Here is a 21,786-nt window from a genome sequence, read left to right on the forward strand (position 1 = left end):
GGTTTAAAGTGTTAATTTACATTTAACAAAAAGCCCCGCAATTGCGAGGCTTTATAACTTTTTAAATACCAAAGGCTAAGCTTATTGTGCTTTAGCGCCTTTCATGTATTTGAAGAAGTCGCTGTCAGGAGAAAGCACCATAACATCTTGCTTATCTTTAAAGGTCTTTTTATAAGCCTCTAAAGAACGAACAAAGCCAAAGAACTCAGGATCTTTGTTGTACGCTTTTGCATATATTGCAGCAGCATCAGCATCACCTTGACCACGTACAGAACGAGCATTACGTTCAGCATCTGCAAGCATTACCGTTACACGGCGGTCAACACCAGCGCGAATAGTTTCGGCTTTTTCTTGACCTTCAGAGCGGTGCTCTTTTGCAACCGCAGTACGCTCTGCGCGCATACGTTGGTAAATAGAGCTACTTACTTCTTGTGGTAAATTGATTTGCTTAACACGCACATCTAGCACTTCAATGCCAAGCTCGCGTGCGCTTTCAGAAGCTTGTACTAACGCCTCTTCCATTAACTCGCTACGCTCACCTGATACAATTTCACGAATTGTACGAGTACCAAAGTTAGTACGAAGACCATTATTTACTTTTTGTTTAAGTAGCGTTTCAGCATATTGCTTATCGCCACGTGCACGTAAGTAAAATGCGCTAAAGTCGTTTACGCGCCATTTAACAAATGAGTCAACAATTAAGTCTTTTTTCTCACTTGTTACAAAGCGGTCTGGCGTGCCATCTAGCGTTTGAATACGCGCATCAATACGACGTACTTGGCTGAAAAAAGGCACTTTTAAATGAAGACCAGGGCTGTAAACAACCGCTTTGTCTTCACTGTCTTTTTCAACTTTACTAAACAGCAGCACGATTGCTTTTTGCCCTTCAGGTACTACAAATACCGATGAGAAAGACATAACAATGGCAACTAATAATATAATTAAACTAAAGTTTTTCATTATGCTTATCTCCCGTTATTGTTAAAGCGATCGTTGTTAAAACGGTCATTACCGCTATTAACAGTGCTATTGCGTGATGTATTTACTTTGTTACGTAAATCTTGAATATCACTTGAGCTTGGTAAAGCTACACGCGTTGCAGTGCCTTGCTTTTCCATAATTTTATCAAGTGGTAAGTACATCATGTTGTTACCGCCTTTCACATCAACAATCACTTTAGAGCTACTACCTAGCACCTCTTCCATTGCATCAATGTATAAACGCTCACGGGTAACTTCTTTTGCAGCTTGATACTCAGGTAAAAGCTTTTCAAAACGAGCCACTTCACCTTGCGCCTCTAACGTAATACGCTCTTGGTAACCTTCAGCTTCTTGCGTCATACGCGTTACTTGACCACGTGCACGTGGTTCAATTTCACGGGCATAGGCTTCGGCTTCACGGATGAAACGCTCTTCGTCTTCTTGTGCAGCAATGGCATCATCAAACGCATCTTTAACTTCAGTTGGTGGGCGTGAGTCTTTAAAGTTCACGTCAGTTACTATTAAGCCTAAGTTATAAGGTTCGATGATTTTATTAAGCTCATCCCATGTACTTTGACGCACAACTTCACGGCCATTTGTCAGTACTTGGTCCATCTTTGCATGGCCTACTACGTAACGTAATGCACTATCTAGCGCTTCTTCTAAGCTGTTATCAGCATTAGTCACACTAAATTTGTAAAGGTATGGGTCAATAACACGGTACTGTACTTCAAATTCAACGCTTACTACGTTTTCATCTTCAGTTAGCATAAACCCTGATGCAGATAACGAGCGAACAGCTTCAATATCCACAGGAATTACCGTTTCGATAAAGGTCATTTTCCAACGAAGGCCAGGCTCCGCGATACGGTCATATTTACCAAACTGCAGTACAACACCGCGCTCGGCTTCTTTTACCGTATAAATACCACTTAGCGCCCACACAATTGCAGCGATAATAAGGATAAATGAAATACCGGCTCCGCCAAGTCCGCCGCCGCTACTATTATTGCCGGATTTTTTACCGCCAAATAAGCCGCCTAACTTGTTGCTAAACTTACGGAACACCTCGTCTAAATCAGGTGGGCCTTGATCACGTCCGCCTTTATTGTTCCACGGATCTTTGTCATTGCCATTATTACCCGGTTCATTCCAGGCCATAGCTATACTCCATTGTTATCTAAATAAATTAGGAAATTGTGTTAAATCTATCAAATCTACCGCGTTTCTCATACAAAAACCGACATTTATATGGCAATTTTTAATCGCGGTTGATAAAACCTTCAATTTCAGGGCCAAACTCTTTAATTAAGCGGTTCCATTCAACCATAGGTAATCTCACATCTAACAGCCAATTACCTTGCTCATCAAAGTTTTCTTTGTGTACTGCACTTAAACTAAATAAAGACGCTCTTAGTCGGCCATACTGCGGCGCTAATAGTAAGGTTTCACTAAACATTTGCTTAGCAAGCAAGTCGCTTATGGCCTCACTTAACAGCTCACACCCAGCGCCGGTTTGTGCAGATAGCCATACTCTTATAGGCTGACCTTGGTCATCCCGATCAATTCTTGGGCTAACATCGTCAAGCGCATCAATTTTGTTATACACCAACAATTGCGGCACTTCGTCGGCTTCAATTTCTTTTAAAACCGACTGAACCTGCTCAATGTTCTCTTTTCTGCGCGGGTCTGCCACATCAATTACGTGTAATTGTAAGTCAGCTTCGCGAGTTTCAGTCAGTGTGGCTTTAAATGCAGCAACTAAGTCATGAGGTAAATGACGAATAAACCCTACTGTATCAGCTAAAATAACCGAACCTACATCACCAATATCTAATTTACGTAGTGTTGGGTCCAAAGTCGCAAACAGCTGATCTGCCGCGTAAACATCAGAGTCTGTAATACGATTAAACAGTGTTGATTTACCCGCATTAGTATAACCGACCAGTGAAACTGTAGGAATTTCGTTACGGGTACGGGCACGCCTGCCTTGTTCACGCTGAACGGCAACCTTGGCTAAGCGAGCACGAATATTTTTTATACGTGCACGTAATAAACGTCTATCGGTTTCGAGCTGTGTTTCACCCGGGCCACGTAAACCTATACCGCCTTTTTGGCGCTCAAGGTGAGTCCAACCACGAATTAATCGGGTAGACATATGCCTAAGCTGAGCAAGCTCTACTTGAAGCTTACCTTCGTGGGTGCGTGCTCTTTGGGCAAAAATATCAAGAATTAGTGTTGTTCTATCAAGTACGCGACATTGGCAAACGCGCTCTAAATTGCGTTCTTGAGACGGACTTAATTGATGATTAAAGATGACAACATCTGCATTGTGGATTTTGACAATCTCAGCTATTTCTTCTGCTTTACCGGTACCGACGAATAGTTTCGGATGTGGTGCTTGGCGGCTGCCTTGCACAACCGCCAAACTACTAACACCAGCAGAAGATACCAACATTTCTAATTCATGGAGATCTTCACGATCGCCATCTTTAGGTAAGTCGATATGAACTAAGACTGCCTGTTCGCCGGATTCATAGCGGTCAAACAAGCATTACGCTCCTAATTAAATATTTCCTGGTTCTTGCTCTTCAGTGTCATCGCTCCCTTGAACACCTTGGAAGTTGACTGCGCGAGCAGGTACAACTGTAGAAATTGCATGTTTATACACCATTTGGTTTACGGTGTTTTCAAGTAAAATAACAAATTGGTCAAATGACTGAATTTTACCTTGTAATTTTATGCCATTTACCAAAAAGATTGATACTGGAATGCGCTCACGACGTAGTGCATTCAAAAATGGGTCTTGTAACGATTGGCCTTTTGCCATGTTATTGTTCCTTCGTTCTAGGTGTTATTATAATTTAAGTGGCTGAACTTATTTAATTAAACTAAATAATACTCAACTACTACTAGCTTAGCGAACTTACTACGCGTTGCAAGTTTTCTTCATCGTCTGTTGTTAACCAAGTAACATCAGGCCAACTCCTTAACCACGTTAACTGGCGTTTAGCCAATTGACGCGTAGCAGCAATGCCGCGAAAAACCATCTCATCATGGTCCACTTCACCCGCAAGGTAATCCCACATTTGTCTATAACCTACACAACGAATAGAAGGCATATTGGGGTGTAAATCCTTACGTAGATATAGGGTCGAAACTTCGTTTTCAAACCCCTGCTCTATCATTATTTTAAACCTTTTTTCAATTCGCTGATGTAATTCACTGCGATCATCAGGCGCAATCGCAAATTGATGAAAAGTATATGGTAATGCTGGTTGTTTTTGCTTTTGCAATTCAGTCATTGTTTTACCACTAATACGGTAAACTTCCAAAGCCCGATTTATCCTTTGTGAATCATTTTCACTTATTTTTTCGGCAGCCCGTGGGTCAACTTTAGCTAATTCTGCATGTAAATGAGGCCAACCATACTGTTGCGCCTGTGCTTCAAGCTCTGCTCTTACTATTGGGCAAGCCTCTGGCAGTGGCGATAATCCATCAATTAATGATTTAAAGTACATCATGGTGCCACCCACTAATATTGGTACTTTACCTTGTTGATGAAATTCATCAATTTTTTTTATCGCGTCGCGTCTAAAATCGGCAACCGAGTAGGTTTCGCTCGGATCGAGTAAATCAATTAAGTGATGCGGCGCTCGCGCCAGTTCTTCAGCATCTGGCTTGGCCGTACCTATGTCCATACCCTTATACACCAACGCTGAATCAACGCTGATTATTTCTGTGTTTAGGTGCTCACACAATGAAATTGCCAAAGCTGTTTTACCAGCGGCAGTGGGGCCCATTAAAAATATGACCGGTAAATTACTCAACACGGGTACCTTAGTTTAATTGCGTTAAATAGTGTTCTAGGTCTATTTTAACTGCTTTTTCTTTCAAACGTTCAATTGTTTGCGGATTATTTTGTAAGCTAATTTGTAGTTCAATAAATGCATTACTTTCATAAAATCGCTCTGGCACACAACCTAGTTGCCACTCAAGCCATGCTTGCAGCTCGTTTAAATCATCTTTACATGCTGATAGTAAGCTCTCAACAGCAGCCGATACATCTAATAAATATAAACAAGTCGGTAGCTTTTTAACCATTACAAATTGCTTTTCTATAATTAGCTCAAAGCCTAAAAGCGTAAACCATGACTGTTGCTGTTCTATAAGCGCGCAATCATCTTTTGCCAGGTTAACTCTTACAGGAAGTAATAAAGCTTTACCTTCTAAACTTCCTAGTTCTTTTATTTGCGTATGCCAGTATTCACCAAGTGCATATTTGTAGTGCGAACAATAAAGCTGATGCTGATGACTAAAAACACATACGCCTTTATCTACACTCAGTACTTGTACATTTTCAATAGCCTGCGTACTAGGCTCATTATTTTGTACTGTGGCTGATACGCCATGGTCAAAGTGCGCAGCATGTTGCTCACTAATTCCTTGATAAAACGCATTTACATCGTGGTGGTTTGTTTGCGTTGCTCGTGGCTGCGCGCCATAGTTTGAAGGCATACCACCAGCACGGCCACCCGATGACCCTGAGCCACCTGAAAATGTATTCCCCTGTGAATGACTTGGCTGTAATTGCGACTTTGGATAGTCATACCCTTGCTGACTATTTTGCTCATTACTTCCTGCATAGCTATGTGCTTCAAACGCTGGTGCTTCATGCTCTATAGTTTGTGCTTGTGATGTAAACTCACCTTGTAGCGGTACTACAACCTGCTTGATAGCTTGCAAAATAAAGTCATGCACTAACCGCCCTTGATGAAAACGTACTTCATGCTTAGCTGGGTGCACATTTACATCCACTTGCCGTGGGTCTATATCAATATAAATAACAAAACCAGGGAGCTCTTGCGCGCCACTTACTTCTTCAAACGCTTGGCGAATAGCATGCAATATAAGTTTATCGCGCATCATACGGTTATTAACGTAAGTGTATTGCGTGGTATTTGCCGAACCTACTGGCAATACCCAGCCGTGTAGCTGCAAACCGCTCTCGCCCGATTGAATATGCAGCCCTTGCTCAGCAAACGCCTTACCTGCAACTTGCGCAACGCGAGTAATGGCTTGAGTGGGTTCTGTTTTAGCGCGGTACTGCCTAACCACCTTTTGGTTATGAGTAAGCGTTATAGATACGTCAAACCGGCTCAGCGCAATGCGCTTTATAAGCTCATCAATGTGGCTAAACTCGGTTTTTTCGGTGCGTAAAAATTTACGCCTAGCAGGGGTGTTAAAAAAGAGATCTTTAACTTCTATCGTTGTGCCATCAGGATGAGCCACAGGCTTAACCTGCACAGCCATATCGCGGCCTTCTGCAAATGCTTGCCACGCGGCTTCTTGGGCCTTTGGTTTAGAACTTAGCGTTAATCGCGATACAGAGCTAATAGATGCCAGCGCTTCGCCTCTAAAACCTAATGAGCAAATATTTTCTAAATCGTCAAGTGACTTTAGTTTACTGGTTGCATGGCGAGAAAGTGCAAGTGTTAGCTCATCTTTGCCAATACCGGCGCCGTTATCGCGAATACGAATAAGTTTGTGGCCGCCACGTTCAATATCTATTTGTATACGTGTAGCACCGGCATCGAGGCTATTTTCAACTAACTCTTTGACCACTGATGCAGGGCGTTCAACCACTTCACCTGCCGCTATTTGGTTAGCCAAACGTGCAGGTAATATTTCAATACTCATACAGCCCCTAGTACATGTGCAATTTAAAAACGTTAGCTTTGCGGTATATCCAACTCTTGACCTATAAATAAGGTATTAGAGCGCAGTTTATTTGCCTGCTTTAGCTTAGACACCGATACGCCATAACGGCTCGCTAGCAAGCTTAGCGACTCACCAGGGCGAACCTTATGCTTAGTTGGGTATTGCGATTTAAGCTTTGCAAATAACGAGTCATCTGGCGGGTTTTTTAAATAATAATTTTTAATAGATGTAAACATAGCTTTAGCTAAACGCTCTTGGTGGTTAGCACTTTTAAGCATACGTTCTTCTCGAGGGTTAGAAATAAACCCAGTTTCTACCAAAATAGATGGAATATCTGGCGATTTTAATACGGCTAAGCTTGCATGCTGTGGATCTTTTTTGTGTAATTTGGCTACTTTTTTTAGCTCTTTGACCACTTCTTCAGCCACATTAAGGCCTGTTTTCATTGAGTGATCCATCGACATATCCAGTAAAGCCTGCGCTAAATATTTTTCATTTGCAGCGTCTTTAATTACATCGGCGGCACCACCTAAAAGCTCAGAGTGCTTTTCTTTATCTTCTATCCATTTACCAATTTCAGAATTAGCACGTCCGAGCGATAAAACCCACACTGAGGCGCCATTTGGGCCTGGGCTTGTAAACGCATCTGCATGGATAGATACTAAAAAATCGGCCTTTTTTTCACGGGCTCGGTTAGTGCGTGTGTTAAGTTTTACAAAGTAATCGCCGCTTCTGACCATACGCGAAATCATACCGCGCTCGCCGTCAATCATACGCTCTAAACGCTTAGCAATTTGTAAGGTAATGGTTTTTTCGTAGGTGCCCGATGGACCAATAGAACCGGGATCTTCACCACCGTGGCCTGCATCTATTGCTATAACTATGTCGCGCTCTTGGCTTAACTGGCGTTTTTTAGCCGCTTTTTGTGCTGGTGTAGCTGTAACTACAGGCTCACTTTTATTATATAAGTCAACCACTAGCCTGTTCTTATAAGGTCCGGTAGGTGCAAGTGCAAATACAACCGGCTTAATAGGCGCTGTTAGTTCAAACACAAAGCGTACACTTTGCTTATTTTTAGGTTTTGAATAACGTAATTTACTTACAATTTTGTGTTTTGAAGGGATGCTTGGTAGCGAATCTAACCCACGAGTATTGTCTAAATCAACCACCAGTCGGCTTGGGTTTTTCAGCATAAAGTAGCTAAAATCTGGCTTTTCATCTAAATCAAACACGACTCGAGTGCTATCGGGCGAAGGCCAAACACGCACACTATTAATTGTATTTTTCGCCCACAGCGGTAAGCTCACAGTAATAACTATGAGACAAATAAAAAGTTTAACTACACCTCGATTCATTTTAACTACCACTGCCTTAACTATTTATTATTATGTAAGCGAGTACATAGACCCGCTATTAGCTATTTAGTTTTTCGACAATTGCTATTCCGCGCTCGCTAGCACTATTAATAACAATTTTACGCTCATCGCCTACGTAGCTTAAAGTAATATCTAAATCGGGAACAGGAATAAACTCACCGCCTTTTTCTGGCCATTCCACAACACAAATGGCTTGCTCAGAAAAATAATCGCGTATTCCCATATATTCAAGCTCTTCTGGGTCACCTAAGCGATACAAATCAAAATGGTAAACGTTGGCATCAGCCAGCTCGTAAGGCTCAACTAAGGTATAAGTTGGGCTTTTAACTTTGCCCGTGTGGCCAAAGCCTTGTATTACACCACGCGTAAACGTTGTTTTACCTGCCCCTAAATCTCCGTGTAAATAAATCACTGCACCTTGCTCGATTATGGCGGCCACTTTATTACCCATAGCCACAGTGGCCATTTCGTCATTTAGGTGAGCTTGGAAACTACGCGTCATTATTACCTCAAAAATTTACTAAAAGCGCATCTTTGCTAATCATACCAGAATATTTCTTTAAGGCGATAAATTGGCGTTTTAGGCATAAAAAAACCGGCCTAAGCCGGTTTTTATTAGCTTAGACTTTACAGCCCTAGCTTTTTCTCAAGGTAGTGGATATTTGTACCACCACTTTGGAAGTTCTCATCGGCAAGAATGCGTTTATGCAAAGGCGTATTAGTTTTAATACCATCAATAACTAATTCGTTTAGTGCATTACGCGCTCGCGCAATGGCTACATCACGGTTTTCACCATAAGTGATTAGCTTACCTACCATAGAATCGTAATGTGGAGGTACAGTGTAATCAGCATAAATATGGCTGTCCCAACGAATACCTAAACCACCTGCTGGGTGAAAACGTGTAATTTTACCCGGTGAAGGAATAAACGTTTCAGGGTCTTCGGCATTAATACGACACTCAATAGCATGACCACGAATAACCACATCATCTTGCGTAAACGACAACGGTTGACCCGCAGCAATTTTTAACTGCTCTTTAATTAAATCTACACCAGAAACCATTTCTGTTACTGGGTGCTCAACCTGAATACGCGTATTCATTTCGATGAAGTAAAACTCGCCGTTTTCGTATAAAAACTCAAACGTACCTGCACCACGGTATCCAATTTCGATACATGCACGAGTACAACGCTCACCAATAAATTTACGTGTTTCAGCAGTGATACCTGGCGCTGGAGCTTCTTCAACTACTTTTTGGTGACGACGTTGCATAGAACAATCGCGCTCACCTAAATGCACAGCATTACCTTGGCCGTCAGCTAATACCTGAACTTCGATATGACGTGGGTTTTCAAGGAATTTTTCCATGTAAACCATACCATTACCAAAGAACTGCTTAGCTTCTTGCTGCGTAAGTGCAATTGAATCAATAAGCTCTGCTTCGTTGCGTACTACACGCATACCACGGCCACCACCGCCGCCAGCGGCTTTGATAATTACCGGGTAACCGATACGCTTTGCAATTTGCATGTTGCGTTCTTTATCGTCCGAAACTGGCCCATCAGAACCCGGTACACATGGAACACCCGCTTTACGCATCGCTGCAATTGCAGACACTTTATCGCCCATTAAGCGAATTGTATCGCCTTTAGGACCAATAAATACAAAGCCACTTTGCTCAACTTGGTCGGCAAAATCAGCATTTTCAGCAAGGAAACCATAACCTGGGTGAATCGCTACAGCATCTGTTACTTCAGCCGCAGCAATAATGCGCGGAATATCTAAGTAACTTTCAGTTGCTGGAGGTCTACCAATACAGATGGTTTCATCTGCAAGCAATACATGCTTAAGATCGCGATCTGCCGTTGAATGCACAGCTACCGTTTTGATCCCAAGCTCTTTGCAGGCGCGCAATATACGAAGTGCAATTTCACCTCGGTTTGCAATGACTACTTTATCTAACATTAGAGTTGGCCTTTAGGTTACTGAATTATTCAATGATGAATAGAGGTTGGTCAAATTCTACCGGCTCACCGTTTTCAACTAAAATAGCTTTAACTGTACCGGCTTTATCTGATTCAATTTGGTTCATCATTTTCATTGCTTCAATAATACAAAGCGTGTCACCTACTTTAACTTGTGAGCCCACTTCTACATACGCTGACGCTTCTGGCGATGCAGCAGAGTAAAAAGAACCAACCATAGGTGATTTAACTTGATGACCTGTAGGTGCTGCTGGTGCTGCGTCGGCTTCAACCGCTGGAGCCGCTGCGGCAACTGGAGCGGCTTGTGCCGGCGCAGGTGCTGCAAATTGCTGAGGTGCGTATTGAGCGTAAGCTGGACCTGCACTCATATTATTACGGTTAATACGTACTGACTCTTCACCTTCGGTGATTTCTAGCTCAGCAATACCTGATTCTTCTACTAATTCGATAAGCTTTTTGATCTTGCGAATATCCATGAACGACCCGCCTGTAAGTTTGTTAGTTTAAATTAATTCGAGTTTTGCAACCGGCTCACTGCGGCATTTAATGCTGCGTGATAACCCATTGCACCTAATCCACATATCACGCCTTGTGCCACATCTGAAAAATAAGAATGATGACGAAACGCTTCACGTGCGTGCACATTGCTTAAGTGCACCTCAAAAAAAGGAATATCGACGCTTAACAATGCATCACGTAAAGCGACGCTAGTATGCGTAAATGCTGCAGGATTAATAATTATGTAATCTACTGCCTGCCAAGCATCGTGTATTCTTTCAATGAGAGCTTGCTCACTATTACTTTGAAAATGCGAAAGCTGAACATTCAGACCCTCTGCCGCAGTCGTTAGTTCGCTCACAATTTCACCAAGAGTGTGCAAACCGTATTTTTCTGGCTCGCGTTTTCCTAGCATGTTTAAATTTGGGCCATTTATAACTAAAAGTTTAAATTTTGCAGCCATAATCCGCGATATATCCTCTAAGTAATGAGTTAAGCCGTTGCGAGCTAATTTTGTACACTAAAGTAAGTATAAAAAACAAAAAATGCAACAAATTCTCACGTTAGCCAACTATTATAGTCAGTTCGATGTAAATAGCAGCAAAATACTGGTCTAATCTCTAGGAGGTGTAATAAATATGAAGTATTAAGGAGGTAGCCACTTGGTTATCCAAGCGGCTAAATTGCACTATTATTGTGCGCTAGCGCGCACTGTAGCTAGGTGGGTTGCAAAGTCTTCCGCGTTTAAAAAGCCAGTAACGCGTTGTGTACTGAGCTCTTGCCCTTGTGTGTTAAAAAACAAAATGCTTGGCAAACCAAATACAGTGTACTCTTCCATAAGCTCAATAGTTTTGTCATCACTTTGTGTTAAATCAATCTGAATTAACTGATAGTGCTTAAATTCGGCTTGTACTTTAGCGTCAGGAAACGTGTAATGTTCAAACTCTTTACATGCCACACACCAATCAGCATACAGATCAACCATTACTAATCGGCCTTGTTGGTTAGCTTGGGTAACAGCCTCTTTTAACTGTGCTAAATTAGCCACCTGTTTAAATTCGTTGTTTTGCTCATTAACTTGCACTAATTGTTGCTGGGTAGGCCAAATAACGTTTTTAGTTAATGTAAAACCAGTAAGCAGTAACAATGTAGCACTAAACCACAAAGTGGTTTTAAGCTTGCTTTGATGCTGTGCGCTTTGCCAATGGTGCAAATATAATGCTGTTACAAGCGCTAAAACACCCGCCATTAATAAAATAATATCGGCATCAACAATACGCTCTAATAAAATAAGGGGTACTACAAGCATAATAAAACCGAATAAGGTTTTAACTTGCTCCATCCAACCACCTGCTTTTGGAAGTAACTTGCCGCCCGATGTACCAAGCAATAATAGAGGCAGCCCCATACCAAGGCTTAATACATACAGTGTTAAACCACCCACTATGTAGTCGCCACTTTGTGCTACAAATAATAAAGCGGCCGACAATGGCGCTGTAGTACACGGTGATGCAATTAACCCCGACAGCACCCCCATTAAAAAGACCCCAACGTAGTTGCCGCCTTTTTGGTTATTACTTACTTGGGTAAGTTTGTTCATCATACTGCTTGGGAGTTTAATTTCGTACCAACCAAACATCGACATAGCCAATAATACAAATAATAAACTAAAGCTTATTAGTACATATGGATGTTGTAAGTAACCCTGAACTTGCCCCCCAAGCGCAGCAACAACTAACCCTAGAGCAGCATAGGTAAGCGCCATACCTTGAATATACACAAACGACAACGCAAACGCTTTTTTAGTAGAGAGGTTTTGTTGTCCGGCAATTAAACTCGACAAAATAGGGAACATTGGAAACACGCAAGGCGTGAATGCAAGGCCTACACCTACAGCAAAAAATATTAATAAGTTAGTAATTAAGCCCTGACTCGCTAATTGCTCAGTAAAGCTAAGATCTCCAGTTTGGCTATTACTTTTAGTTGCAACCACTTCACCTGTTGGCTCATTTAACGCGACAACAGTGTTATTTGTAGTTGCCGATTGTGTTGCTATTGGCGCTTGTTCAGAGGCAATGACACTTAAAGGAATGCTAATGACTTCAGGTGGGTAACATAGCCCTGCTTTAGCACAGCCTTGGTAACGTACCTTTACTACTGCGCCTTCGGTTATATTGCTGAGTTTACTAATAACGCTAACATTATTAAAAAACACTTCAGTTTTACCAAAAAACTCATCTTCTATTATTTCGCCACTGCCAGAGTCGCCTACCGAAATATTTGCACCTTTGGCAATGATTTCTATTTTCTTTTTATAAAGGTAGTAGTCGGGCGCTATATCCCAGCCAACAAACAAAGTACTGCCTTGCTGATCAAAATCAAATACAAAGGCTTGCTCCACAGGTAAAAATGTTTGTTGTGTAGGTGCAAGTAAGTGACCTAATACATTATTGGTGTTTGCCTTAGCAGGAAGCGTTAGCAATAAAACCAATAATAAAAAGAAAAACCGCATTAATTTAATACCTCGTCCATCCAATGAAAGTAAGCCAAATTACCCGTAGCTACATCAACTACCTGTATTTCTGGTACTTCGTAACTATGTAAGCTTTTAATTGTTTCAAAAACGTCGTTCATTTTTTCTGACTTTGTTTTAATAAGTAACTTTGCTTCTACTTCTTCACTCACTTCACCTTCCCACATATAAATAGAGGTCATATTAGGTAAAATATTTACACAGGCTGCTAACTTTTGCGCCACTAACGCCTTGGCTAATGTGCGTGCTTCCGCTTCGTTTTTACACGTGGTAAATATCAATTTAAATTGCGTAGTCATAATGAACCTTTACTTATTTACAGGGAACTAACGCCATAGTATCTGATAGCAGGTCCAATGTGTAGGCGCTGAATATTGGTAAATATTAAGCAATTTTTAATCACACTGACTGTAACCTTGAAAATAGACCTACTCACCCTCATTAATATTTCATCCACTCTTATGAGTGCCACTATTTAGAGAGCCATATGTTTAGATTTTTATTTGTGTTGTTTATCATCATTCCTATCATCGAAATTGCATTACTTATCCAAGTAAGTGACGTAATTGGTGGGTTTGCAACTATTGCTTTAGTAATAGTAACCGCTATTTTAGGTGCCAGAATGGTAAAGCAACAAGGCATGGGAGCATTACAAAATGCTCAAAACCAAATGGCGCAGGGGCAAATGCCAGCCAAAGAATTATTTACCGGAATTTGTGTGATCATTGCCGGCGTTTTACTACTCACCCCAGGTATTATGACCGATGTATTTGGCCTACTTTTACTTACACCATCAATACGTAATAAACTAGCTGCAGGCCTTGCTAGCCAAGCAACAGTTCGTATGAGTGCAGGCATGCAACAAGGCCCTTCAGGGTTTACAAGTAGCCAACAATCACAGCACGAACAACAGCAAGTAAATAAACCAACCACCATTGATGGTGAATATGAGAGAAAAGATTAAAAATTTATCTATTTTTCTCTTGGAATTTTACACTCCACCCCCATTAATGAATGCAAATTAGAAAAGCTTTTTTCTGTACTGTTCAGAAACTGTTAGGAGAACTAAAAAAATGAACATTCGTCCTTTACAAGATCGCGTAATCGTTAAGCGTCTAGAAGAAGAAACCAAGTCTGCTGGCGGTATTGTATTAACTGGCTCTGCAGCTGAAAAATCAACTCGCGGAGAAGTTATTGCCGTTGGTAATGGTCGCGTTCTAGAAAACGGTGACGTTAGAGCTTTAGAAGTAAAAGCCGGTGACACAGTGTTATTTGGCTCATATGTTGAAAAAACTGAAAAGATCGAAGGTCAAGAGTACCTGATCATGCGTGAAGACAACATTTTAGGCATTGTAGGCTAACCCTACTTTTCGTTTAACAAACATTTAAGAATTTAGAGGAATTTAAACATGGCAGCAAAAGAAGTACTTTTTGCAGGTGACGCACGCGCTAAAATGCTAACTGGCGTAAACATCCTAGCAAACGCAGTAAAAGTAACATTAGGTCCTAAAGGCCGTAACGTTGTACTAGACAAATCATTTGGCTCACCAGTAATCACCAAAGATGGTGTATCTGTAGCAAAAGAAATCGAACTTGAAGACAAGTTTGAAAACATGGGTGCACAAATGGTTAAAGAAGTTGCATCTAAAGCAAATGATGCAGCGGGCGATGGTACAACTACCGCAACTGTACTTGCACAGTCTATTGTTAATGAAGGCCTTAAAGCAGTTGCAGCGGGTATGAACCCAATGGACCTTAAGCGCGGTATTGATAAAGCAATTATTGCTGCTGTTGCAGAACTTAAAGAGCTTTCAGTACCATGTGCTGATACTAAAGCAATTGCACAAGTAGGTACTATTTCAGCAAACTCTGATAAAGAAATTGGTGAAATCATTGCAGATGCAATGGAAAAAGTAGGCCGTAATACAGGTGTTATCACTGTTGAAGAAGGTCAATCACTTGAAAACGAACTAGATGTTGTAGAAGGCATGCAGTTTGACCGTGGTTACCTATCACCTTACTTTATCAACAACGCTGAAAAAGGCGCTGTTGAATTAGACAACCCATTCATTCTACTTGTAGACAAAAAAGTATCTAACATTCGTGAGCTACTTCCTACATTAGAAGCCGTTGCTAAAGCAAGCAAGCCACTACTAATTATTGCAGAAGACCTTGAAGGCGAAGCTCTAGCTACTTTAGTAGTTAATAACATGCGCGGTATTGTTAAAGTATCTGCTGTTAAAGCACCTGGCTTTGGCGACCGTCGTAAAGCAATGCTACAAGATATTGCCGTATTAACTGGTGGTACTGTTATTTCTGAAGAAATCGGCTTAGAGCTTGAAAAAGCAACAGTTGAAGACTTAGGTACAGCTAAGCGCGTTGTAATAACTAAAGACGATACAACTATCATCGATGGTGCTGGTGAAGAAGACGGTATTAACGGCCGTGTTGCTCAAATTAAAGCACAAATTGAAGAAGCAACATCAGACTACGATAAAGAAAAACTACAAGAGCGCATGGCAAAACTAGCCGGCGGTGTTGCAGTAATTAAAGTAGGCGCAGCGACTGAAATTGAAATGAAAGAGAAAAAAGACCGTGTTGAAGATGCGTTACATGCAACTCGCGCAGCGGTTGAAGAAGGCGTAGTACCTGGTGGTGGTGTTGCCCTAGTACGTGCAGCTAGCAAGCTAGTTGAACTACTTGGCGACAACGAAGATCAAAACCACGGTATTAAAGTTGCACTTCGTGCAATGGAAGCACCGCTTCGTCAAATCGTAACTAACGCTGGTGATGAAGCATCTGTTGTTATTAATGCAGTTAAAGGCGGTGAAGGTAACTACGGTTACAACGCTGCAACTGGCGAATACAACGACATGATTGAAATGGGTATCTTAGATCCAACTAAAGTAACGCGCTCTGCACTACAGTTCGCAGGTTCGATTGCAGGTCTAATGATCACAACCGAAGCTATGGTAGCTGAAATCCCTAAAGAAGAAGCTGCTGGTGCCCCTGATATGGGTGGTATGGGCGGAATGGGTGGCATGGGCGGCATGATGTAATAGATTTTAAATCTATAACTTTAGCTCTAACCATTTAAACGAAAGCCTGAATAGTGATATTCAGGCTTTTTATTGGTTTATAAGTATTCTGACAACACATTTCTATGTAAATTAAGCGTATTCCTGAAGTTGATTAATTGAATTCACAGCTCATTGCTGCCGTTCAATTTGATGTGGCGATAGCCCGATGCGATACGAAAGCGGACGTTAACATCGGCAGATGTTTAAGCAGTTTAGTGTGTTCAATCTATCTTATTCCTGACAGAGAACTAAGCCACCACAGCGGTCATTCATTAAACTGATAGCTCGGTGTCAATAGCTGGCGTAACATTAACCTTTCTAATCATATATAAACTACATAGGTATAGACTGTTCCCGTCAACAGAACACCTACTTACTAAAATATAATTAATACATTTAAAGAGAGACTAAATAATTAATTTGACAGTTATTCAATTTACCTATTAATATACCCGTAACCAGTTACGGAGTTTATTGATGAAACCATTTAATGAACTAGGACATATCGCTTTAGGAACAGCCTTAAGGCAACTTGCTGCACAAGTATCTAAAGATGCCGAAAAAACCTATGAGAAATTTAGTTTTGAGATTGAAACGAAATGGTTTCCAGTCTTTTATGTACTCGCATCTAAAGGGGCTGATTCTGTAGTGAATATTGCTAAAGAAATTAATCACTCCCATGTATCAGTAAGTAAGATAATTAAAGAGATGAAGGCTTCATATTTAATTGATAGTTATAAATCGGTAGAAGATTCACGTATTACTTTAGTGCAGTTAAATAAACGAGCAAAGGCTATGATTCCTGCGATGCAAAAGCAATGTGATGCAATTGATGTAGCAATGAAGCAGCTTAAGCAAGAAGCGGGAGTAGACTTGTGGGAAGCATTAACGGTCATTGATAGGCATCTAAGGTTTCGGCCAATAAGTTCGAGAGTAGATGAAAATATTGAAGACATCCGTGTTGTTGATTACGCACCAAAATATCAATATGCTTTTAAAGACTTGAACGTTGAGTGGATCAGCAAGTATTGGGAGTTAGAAGAGCCAGATTACATTGCATTGAACGAACCTGAAAATTACATCCTAAACCACTCTGGCACTATCCTAATTGCATTGGATAAAGGTAACCCCGTTGGTTGTTGTGCCTTGATAAAAATGGATGCTGATAATTATGAACTTGCAAAAATGGCAGTGTCGCAAAAAGCTCAAGGAAATGGTATCGGTTTAATATTAGGTGAAAAAATTATTGAAAGAGCAAAGTTGATGGGAATAAAACGCCTTTATTTGGAAAGTAACTCAGTACTAACTCCTGCAATTAATCTCTATGAAAAGTTAGGCTTTAGTCACATTGAAGGCGCTACATCACCCTATGAGAGATGTAATGTTCAAATGGAACTTCATTTAACCAATGCGAAATTCAGTTAAGGGTAATAACATGGAACTGAACAACTCTACACTTCACTATTTCATTATGAATCAGTTCGTTGAACTTGGTTACGCACCTAAAATTGACGACATAATTTATCATTTTGATGTTTCAAAATTCGAGATAATAAAAGCACTACAAACCCTACAAGAATATCATGGTGTAGTTTTACACCCGAAATCATCAGAGGTTTGGATAATGCATCCATTCTCAACCGCTCCAACAAATTTTTGGATTGAGTCTAAAAAAGGCAGTTGGTGGGGAAACTGTGCATGGTGCTCTTTAGGCGTGGCAGCTTTGTTAAATTGTGATTTAACAATAACAACAACGTTAGGCGGTGAAGCTAAACAAGTTGTTATTGAAATCATCAATGGTCAGATAAAAAATCAAAACATGTTTATTCACTTTCCAATACCAATGGTAAATGCATGGGATAACGTCACATACACATGTAGCACAATGCTCATGTTTGAATCAGAGGCTGAAGTGAATAACTGGTGTGAAAAGCACAGTATGAATAAAGGCGATGTTCAACCAATAAACAATGTATGGGAGTTTTCAAAAGTTTGGTATGGAAACCATTTAAACCCTAACTGGGTTAAGTGGAGCGTTGAAGAAGCTAAAGAAATTTTCAAACGCTTTGAGCTTCAACATTCTGTGTGGAACATGCCCCAGAAGGTTGGCAGATTCTAAAGAGTAACAGTTCTTGTTGAATTAGTGTTTTGTGTTTAGCACAGCCGTATGTCTTCCTTCTACATATGGCTTTTTTACTTTATTCAAAAATAAAATTATTAAATCAGTCTGAACTAATTGAATATTTGCTGTAAACGTCCGCTTTGAGCTAGGAGCTGTCCTTCGATATGGTTTTTTGTATCTAATGCATGTCTATATTGGTGGCTATGCAGACAAGGAGCCACCAATATAGACTTTGTGTTGGAATAGTGGTGAACCACTATGTTTGTTTTAAAAATTATTTTACTATTTTTCAAAGACTTAATTAAGCCCATTTATCGACTGGGGTATAATGTGGGGTATCCCACTTTGTGAGTTTTATTTTTTATCTAAATATCAGTTGTTTAGGTTTTGAGTGGGCGGCATGATGTAATCATCACCGTTTAAGCAGCTTGCTTATATAAAAACCCAGCTTTTGCTGGGTTTTTGCTTTTTAATACACTTGTTATTGATATTGTTTAATTTATACCCACATAGTAATAACTTATAAGCAAAAAACATCACTATGGACATACTTAATAGTAATGGAGTTACTTTCTTTGCGGTGCTTGTAACCATAGTATCGGCATTACTGCTTTTAATTATTTGGCTTTTGTTAAAAATGATAGCGTGGGGTAAAAGCATGTCTAAAGGCGCTTATTTATTCTTAGCGTTTTTCCCGCTTATTTCACTGATGCCTATTCCGCCACCTACCTACGAAAATGTACAAAAGGCGAAGCAAGAGCAAAGAAAACGTAAAGAAGACTCTGGCGACCCCCCGGATGAAGAAATATAATCTACAAATACATTACAGCCCTACACAAAGCACACAATGCTATGTAAAAATGCGCAGCAACACAGTCAGGGAGTTATTTATGTCAGGTATAAAACAGCATATTGGTAGTATTGCTTTAGTCGTAAAAGATTATGATGAAGCTATTGAGTTTTACACTAAGAAATTAAGCTTTGAATTAGTCGAAGACACCGATTTAGGCGAAGGTAAACGTTGGGTACTGATCACTCCGCCTAACAGTAATGGCACACATATACTGCTCGCGCAAGCCACAGAGCCAGAGCAACTTGATGCTGTAGGCAACCAGGCGGGTGGGCGTGTTTGGCTATTTTTAAATACCAACGACTTTTGGCGCGATCATGAAAAAATGCTTAATAATGGCGTTATATTTCATGAAAAACCACGTATTGAACCTTATGGCACCGTTGCTGTATTTGAAGATCTATACGGAAACAAGTGGGATTTAATTCAACAAAAATAGTTTTAGTTTATTAGCGATCTTACTATTTGAAATAAATCTGAGGGTAGCATTCCTCGTTGCCCTTGTTCTCGCGCGGCAATTTCGCCTGCTCTAGCATGCAGTGTTACACCGTAGCGTGAAGCCTCATCAATGCTAAGCCCTTGTGCGAGCAATGCTCCAATAATACCTGTTAGTACATCACCACTACCACCTACAGCAAGCGCTGCATTACCATTTTCACATACCCATGTATTTTTAGCGTTATCGATTAACGACCCTGCTCCTTTTAAAATGCATGTTGTATTATAGCGTCGCGCGCACATACGTACGCTCGCAAAGCGATTTGCTTCAATATCTGCAGTGTGTGTACTTAATAACCGCGAAGCTTCACCAGGGTGAGGTGTAAGAACGCTCTGCTGTAAAGTATATGATGACGCGTTTTTAGCTAACAGGTTAAGCGCATCAGCATCGATCACTAGTGGTGTGTTATTATCTTGGCAATAATGCATCACTTCATCAAATGTTTGCTGTGCCCACTCATTTTGCCCAAGCCCAGGCCCAAGTACCACGCATGAGGCCCATTTTAGCGCCTTATTTAGGTTATCACTGGTAACCATTAATTCAGGCCGTCCTATGCTTATTGGCATAATAGAGCTGTGATGTGTGTATACTTTCACCATACCAGCACCTGCCCGCAGAGCAGCCTCACTGCTAAGCCTTATTGCACCAGCGGTCCCTTCATTACCACCCACGCATAATAACTTTCCATGGTTACCTTTATGACTATTTAGAGCACGTTCACCCAGTGGTTCAAAGCTATCAATGTTTACAAGCTCAGCTGTCGGCATGGCTAATTTGGTAAACTCACTACTTACGCCTAAATCATCAAGTATTAGCTGTCCACAGTACTGTTTGCCTGTACCTGTAGTTAGGCCTTGCTTAATACCAACAAAAGTAATCGTTTTAGTAGCTTCAATTGCCTCTCCTAAAATAGCACCTGTGTTAGCATCAATGCCCGAAGGTATATCAATACTTAAAACAGGTTTACCACTCGTATTAATTGCTTTGATTATCGTAGAGTATCGCTCTCGGATATTGGTATTTAAACCAGTACCTAATAAGCCATCTATTACGCAATCACAGCTATTTAATAGCTCATCGGTAAATTCATTAACTTGGCCACCATTTTCAAGCCATAACTGCCGTGCTTTATGTGCATCACCTTGTAAAGCCTTATCAGTATCTACCGCACAAAGAGTTACCTTTTTACCAGCTTGCTTTATTAGCCGAGCAGTAATATATGCATCACCGGCATTATTGCCATTACCCGCAACTATTAAGGTATGGCAAGCATTAAAAGATTGCCACTGCTTATATACACCTTCGCCTGCACGCTCCATTAGCGTAAATAAGTTTACGCCACATAATTTAGCGGCTTCGCCTTCATAATCACGAACCTGCTCTTTTGTATAAATGAGTTTGTGTTGTTGGGTCATATATGCGCCGTAGCTAGATAAATTAAGAGGATATAACTATAGCTTGGGATAAATAGACTTTTTTCAACCAAAGGGGTTAGAACAAAATTATTTAAATATTAATTTATAAGATACTACTAGTTCAGCTGGTTTTACTTTTTCATATTTTGAGTCGGTGTGCTGTCGTAGTCCTCACAGCGATGGAGAGTCACAGTGAAATGCTACACTATCATCGGGTAATGGCATTAGATGACCAAAACACTGTTCACAAAGAGGCGCTTCACTTAGGAGACGCTGCGCTTTAGAGAAGAAAATGTTGGGTATTACTTTTCTGCAGACGCAAAAAAGCCGCTTCATTTCTGAAGCGGCTTTCTCGTATTTGGGCTCGGTACGCTATGCGGTAGAATGTCGTAGTGCTTACAGCGGTGAAGAGTCACAGTGAAATGCTTCACTATCATCCGCCAATGCATTGGATAACCAAAACACGGTTTACAAAGAGGCGCTGCACTTTAGAGAAGAAAGTGCTGAATATTACTTTCCTTCAGACGTAAAAAAGCCGCTTCATTTCTGAAGCGGCTTTCTCGTATTTGGAGCCTGGCAATGTCCTACTTTCACATAGCAAATGCTACACTATCATCGGCGCTGTTTCGTTTCACTACTGAGTTCGGCATGGGGTCAGGTGGGTCCAAAACGCTATGGTTACCAAGCAAATTTGGTCGTCAGTCCGTTTTCACGTACCAACTAA

Annotated in this window: 21 protein-coding genes and 1 rRNA gene; 7 read left to right on the top strand and 15 right to left on the bottom strand. The window is 40.8% G+C overall.

Annotated features, from left to right (window positions below):
- Nucleotides 1-81: 81 nt before the first annotated feature.
- The 13 genes from hflC to cutA all read right to left on the bottom strand — a co-directional run bounded on the left by hflC (nucleotide 82) and on the right by cutA (nucleotide 13,395).
- Entirely contained in the window at nucleotides 82-960 is an 879-nt protein-coding gene (gene hflC / locus PESP_RS15385; RefSeq protein ID WP_089348816.1) for a protease modulator HflC, read from the bottom strand.
- Nucleotides 961-965: 5 nt separating this feature from the next.
- Nucleotides 966-2,141 (bottom strand): FtsH protease activity modulator HflK, encoded by a 1,176-nt coding sequence (hflK, locus tag PESP_RS15390; RefSeq protein WP_089348817.1) that lies wholly within the window; start codon nucleotides 2,139-2,141, stop codon nucleotides 966-968.
- Between the two features lie 100 nt (nucleotides 2,142-2,241).
- Nucleotides 2,242-3,531, bottom strand: a complete 1,290-nt coding sequence (gene hflX / locus PESP_RS15395; protein WP_089348818.1) for a ribosome rescue GTPase HflX — start codon at nucleotides 3,529-3,531, stop codon at nucleotides 2,242-2,244.
- Between the two features lie 15 nt (nucleotides 3,532-3,546).
- On the bottom strand, nucleotides 3,547-3,810 hold the full coding sequence (gene hfq, locus PESP_RS15400; RefSeq protein WP_004587665.1) for an RNA chaperone Hfq: 264 nt from the start codon (nucleotides 3,808-3,810) through the stop codon (nucleotides 3,547-3,549).
- Nucleotides 3,811-3,892: 82 nt separating this feature from the next.
- Nucleotides 3,893-4,810, bottom strand: a complete 918-nt coding sequence (gene miaA, locus PESP_RS15405; protein ID WP_089348819.1) for a tRNA (adenosine(37)-N6)-dimethylallyltransferase MiaA — start codon at nucleotides 4,808-4,810, stop codon at nucleotides 3,893-3,895.
- 10 nt (nucleotides 4,811-4,820) lie between these two features.
- Nucleotides 4,821-6,680: a DNA mismatch repair endonuclease MutL gene (gene mutL / locus PESP_RS15410; protein ID WP_089348820.1), complete on the bottom strand. Its 1,860-nt coding sequence runs from the start codon at nucleotides 6,678-6,680 to the stop codon at nucleotides 4,821-4,823.
- Between the two features lie 32 nt (nucleotides 6,681-6,712).
- Nucleotides 6,713-8,056 (bottom strand): N-acetylmuramoyl-L-alanine amidase, encoded by a 1,344-nt coding sequence (locus tag PESP_RS15415; protein ID WP_089348821.1) that lies wholly within the window; start codon nucleotides 8,054-8,056, stop codon nucleotides 6,713-6,715.
- Between the two features lie 58 nt (nucleotides 8,057-8,114).
- A complete protein-coding gene (gene tsaE, locus PESP_RS15420; RefSeq protein ID WP_089348822.1) occupies nucleotides 8,115-8,579 on the bottom strand; it encodes a tRNA (adenosine(37)-N6)-threonylcarbamoyltransferase complex ATPase subunit type 1 TsaE in 465 nt (154 codons plus the stop codon).
- Between the two features lie 125 nt (nucleotides 8,580-8,704).
- Nucleotides 8,705-10,045: an acetyl-CoA carboxylase biotin carboxylase subunit gene (gene accC, locus PESP_RS15425; RefSeq protein WP_089348823.1), complete on the bottom strand. Its 1,341-nt coding sequence runs from the start codon at nucleotides 10,043-10,045 to the stop codon at nucleotides 8,705-8,707.
- 25 nt (nucleotides 10,046-10,070) lie between these two features.
- Entirely contained in the window at nucleotides 10,071-10,541 is a 471-nt protein-coding gene (gene accB, locus PESP_RS15430; RefSeq protein WP_089348824.1) for an acetyl-CoA carboxylase biotin carboxyl carrier protein, read from the bottom strand.
- Between the two features lie 32 nt (nucleotides 10,542-10,573).
- Nucleotides 10,574-11,026, bottom strand: a complete 453-nt coding sequence (gene aroQ / locus PESP_RS15435) for a type II 3-dehydroquinate dehydratase (RefSeq protein ID WP_089348825.1) — start codon at nucleotides 11,024-11,026, stop codon at nucleotides 10,574-10,576.
- Nucleotides 11,027-11,254: 228 nt separating this feature from the next.
- Nucleotides 11,255-13,075, bottom strand: coding sequence for a protein-disulfide reductase DsbD (locus tag PESP_RS15440; protein ID WP_089348826.1), 1,821 nt, complete (start codon nucleotides 13,073-13,075; stop codon nucleotides 11,255-11,257).
- Nucleotides 13,075-13,395: a divalent-cation tolerance protein CutA gene (gene cutA / locus PESP_RS15445; protein ID WP_089348827.1), complete on the bottom strand. Its 321-nt coding sequence runs from the start codon at nucleotides 13,393-13,395 to the stop codon at nucleotides 13,075-13,077. Before cutA ends, PESP_RS15440 begins: the two co-directional genes overlap by 1 nt.
- Before the next feature lie 188 nt (nucleotides 13,396-13,583).
- Between cutA and PESP_RS15450 the strand changes: the two genes are divergently transcribed.
- The 7 genes from PESP_RS15450 to PESP_RS15480 all read left to right on the top strand — a co-directional run bounded on the left by PESP_RS15450 (nucleotide 13,584) and on the right by PESP_RS15480 (nucleotide 19,587).
- Entirely contained in the window at nucleotides 13,584-14,060 is a 477-nt protein-coding gene (locus PESP_RS15450; RefSeq protein ID WP_089348828.1) for an FxsA family protein, read from the top strand.
- A 109-nt stretch (nucleotides 14,061-14,169) separates the two neighbouring features.
- Nucleotides 14,170-14,457, top strand: coding sequence for a co-chaperone GroES (locus tag PESP_RS15455; protein WP_089348829.1), 288 nt, complete (start codon nucleotides 14,170-14,172; stop codon nucleotides 14,455-14,457).
- 48 nt (nucleotides 14,458-14,505) lie between these two features.
- A complete protein-coding gene (groL, locus tag PESP_RS15460) occupies nucleotides 14,506-16,155 on the top strand; it encodes a chaperonin GroEL (RefSeq protein ID WP_089348830.1) in 1,650 nt (549 codons plus the stop codon).
- Nucleotides 16,156-16,653: 498 nt separating this feature from the next.
- Nucleotides 16,654-17,601: a bifunctional helix-turn-helix transcriptional regulator/GNAT family N-acetyltransferase gene (locus tag PESP_RS15465; protein WP_089348831.1), complete on the top strand. Its 948-nt coding sequence runs from the start codon at nucleotides 16,654-16,656 to the stop codon at nucleotides 17,599-17,601.
- A 10-nt stretch (nucleotides 17,602-17,611) separates the two neighbouring features.
- Entirely contained in the window at nucleotides 17,612-18,295 is a 684-nt protein-coding gene (locus PESP_RS15470; protein ID WP_089348832.1) for an alkylmercury lyase family protein, read from the top strand.
- 544 nt (nucleotides 18,296-18,839) lie between these two features.
- Complete coding sequence (locus tag PESP_RS15475; protein WP_089348833.1) at nucleotides 18,840-19,109, top strand: hypothetical protein; 270 nt, start codon at nucleotides 18,840-18,842, stop codon at nucleotides 19,107-19,109.
- Nucleotides 19,110-19,188: 79 nt separating this feature from the next.
- Nucleotides 19,189-19,587: a VOC family protein gene (locus PESP_RS15480; protein WP_089348834.1), complete on the top strand. Its 399-nt coding sequence runs from the start codon at nucleotides 19,189-19,191 to the stop codon at nucleotides 19,585-19,587.
- A 2-nt stretch (nucleotides 19,588-19,589) separates the two neighbouring features.
- Here PESP_RS15480 and PESP_RS15485 read toward each other — a convergent pair whose 3' ends face one another.
- Together PESP_RS15485 and rrf are read right to left on the bottom strand one after the other, a co-directional pair.
- Nucleotides 19,590-21,062: an NAD(P)H-hydrate dehydratase gene (locus PESP_RS15485; protein WP_089348835.1), complete on the bottom strand. Its 1,473-nt coding sequence runs from the start codon at nucleotides 21,060-21,062 to the stop codon at nucleotides 19,590-19,592.
- A 571-nt stretch (nucleotides 21,063-21,633) separates the two neighbouring features.
- Nucleotides 21,634-21,748, bottom strand: a 5S ribosomal RNA gene (rrf, locus tag PESP_RS15490).
- Between the last annotated feature and the right edge of the window lie 38 nt (nucleotides 21,749-21,786).

It is taken from the genome of Pseudoalteromonas espejiana DSM 9414 (assembly GCF_002221525.1).
Taxonomy (GTDB): Bacteria; Pseudomonadota; Gammaproteobacteria; order Enterobacterales; family Alteromonadaceae; genus Pseudoalteromonas; species Pseudoalteromonas espejiana.

Excerpts from the sequence above, each read along its gene's own strand:
- accB (WP_089348824.1), bottom strand. The coding sequence starts at position 10,541 with ATGGATATTCGCAAGATCAAAAAGCTTATCGAATTAGTAGAAGAATCA.
- hfq (WP_004587665.1), bottom strand. The coding sequence starts at position 3,810 with ATGGCAAAAGGCCAATCGTTACAAGACCCATTTTTGAATGCACTACGT.
- accC (WP_089348823.1), bottom strand. The coding sequence starts at position 10,045 with ATGTTAGATAAAGTAGTCATTGCAAACCGAGGTGAAATTGCACTTCGT.
- PESP_RS15485 (WP_089348835.1), bottom strand. The coding sequence starts at position 21,062 with ATGACCCAACAACACAAACTCATTTATACAAAAGAGCAGGTTCGTGAT.
- tsaE (WP_089348822.1), bottom strand. The coding sequence starts at position 8,579 with ATGACGCGTAGTTTCCAAGCTCACCTAAATGACGAAATGGCCACTGTG.
- PESP_RS15455 (WP_089348829.1), top strand. The coding sequence starts at position 14,170 with ATGAACATTCGTCCTTTACAAGATCGCGTAATCGTTAAGCGTCTAGAA.
- PESP_RS15465 (WP_089348831.1), top strand. The coding sequence starts at position 16,654 with ATGAAACCATTTAATGAACTAGGACATATCGCTTTAGGAACAGCCTTA.
- PESP_RS15475 (WP_089348833.1), top strand. The coding sequence starts at position 18,840 with ATGGACATACTTAATAGTAATGGAGTTACTTTCTTTGCGGTGCTTGTA.
- aroQ (WP_089348825.1), bottom strand. The coding sequence starts at position 11,026 with ATGGCTGCAAAATTTAAACTTTTAGTTATAAATGGCCCAAATTTAAAC.
- cutA (WP_089348827.1), bottom strand. The coding sequence starts at position 13,395 with ATGACTACGCAATTTAAATTGATATTTACCACGTGTAAAAACGAAGCG.
- groL (WP_089348830.1), top strand. The coding sequence starts at position 14,506 with ATGGCAGCAAAAGAAGTACTTTTTGCAGGTGACGCACGCGCTAAAATG.
- PESP_RS15415 (WP_089348821.1), bottom strand. The coding sequence starts at position 8,056 with ATGAATCGAGGTGTAGTTAAACTTTTTATTTGTCTCATAGTTATTACT.
- hflC (WP_089348816.1), bottom strand. The coding sequence starts at position 960 with ATGAAAAACTTTAGTTTAATTATATTATTAGTTGCCATTGTTATGTCT.
- mutL (WP_089348820.1), bottom strand. The coding sequence starts at position 6,680 with ATGAGTATTGAAATATTACCTGCACGTTTGGCTAACCAAATAGCGGCA.
- PESP_RS15440 (WP_089348826.1), bottom strand. The coding sequence starts at position 13,075 with ATGCGGTTTTTCTTTTTATTATTGGTTTTATTGCTAACGCTTCCTGCT.
- PESP_RS15480 (WP_089348834.1), top strand. The coding sequence starts at position 19,189 with ATGTCAGGTATAAAACAGCATATTGGTAGTATTGCTTTAGTCGTAAAA.
- PESP_RS15470 (WP_089348832.1), top strand. The coding sequence starts at position 17,612 with ATGGAACTGAACAACTCTACACTTCACTATTTCATTATGAATCAGTTC.
- PESP_RS15450 (WP_089348828.1), top strand. The coding sequence starts at position 13,584 with ATGTTTAGATTTTTATTTGTGTTGTTTATCATCATTCCTATCATCGAA.
- hflK (WP_089348817.1), bottom strand. The coding sequence starts at position 2,141 with ATGGCCTGGAATGAACCGGGTAATAATGGCAATGACAAAGATCCGTGG.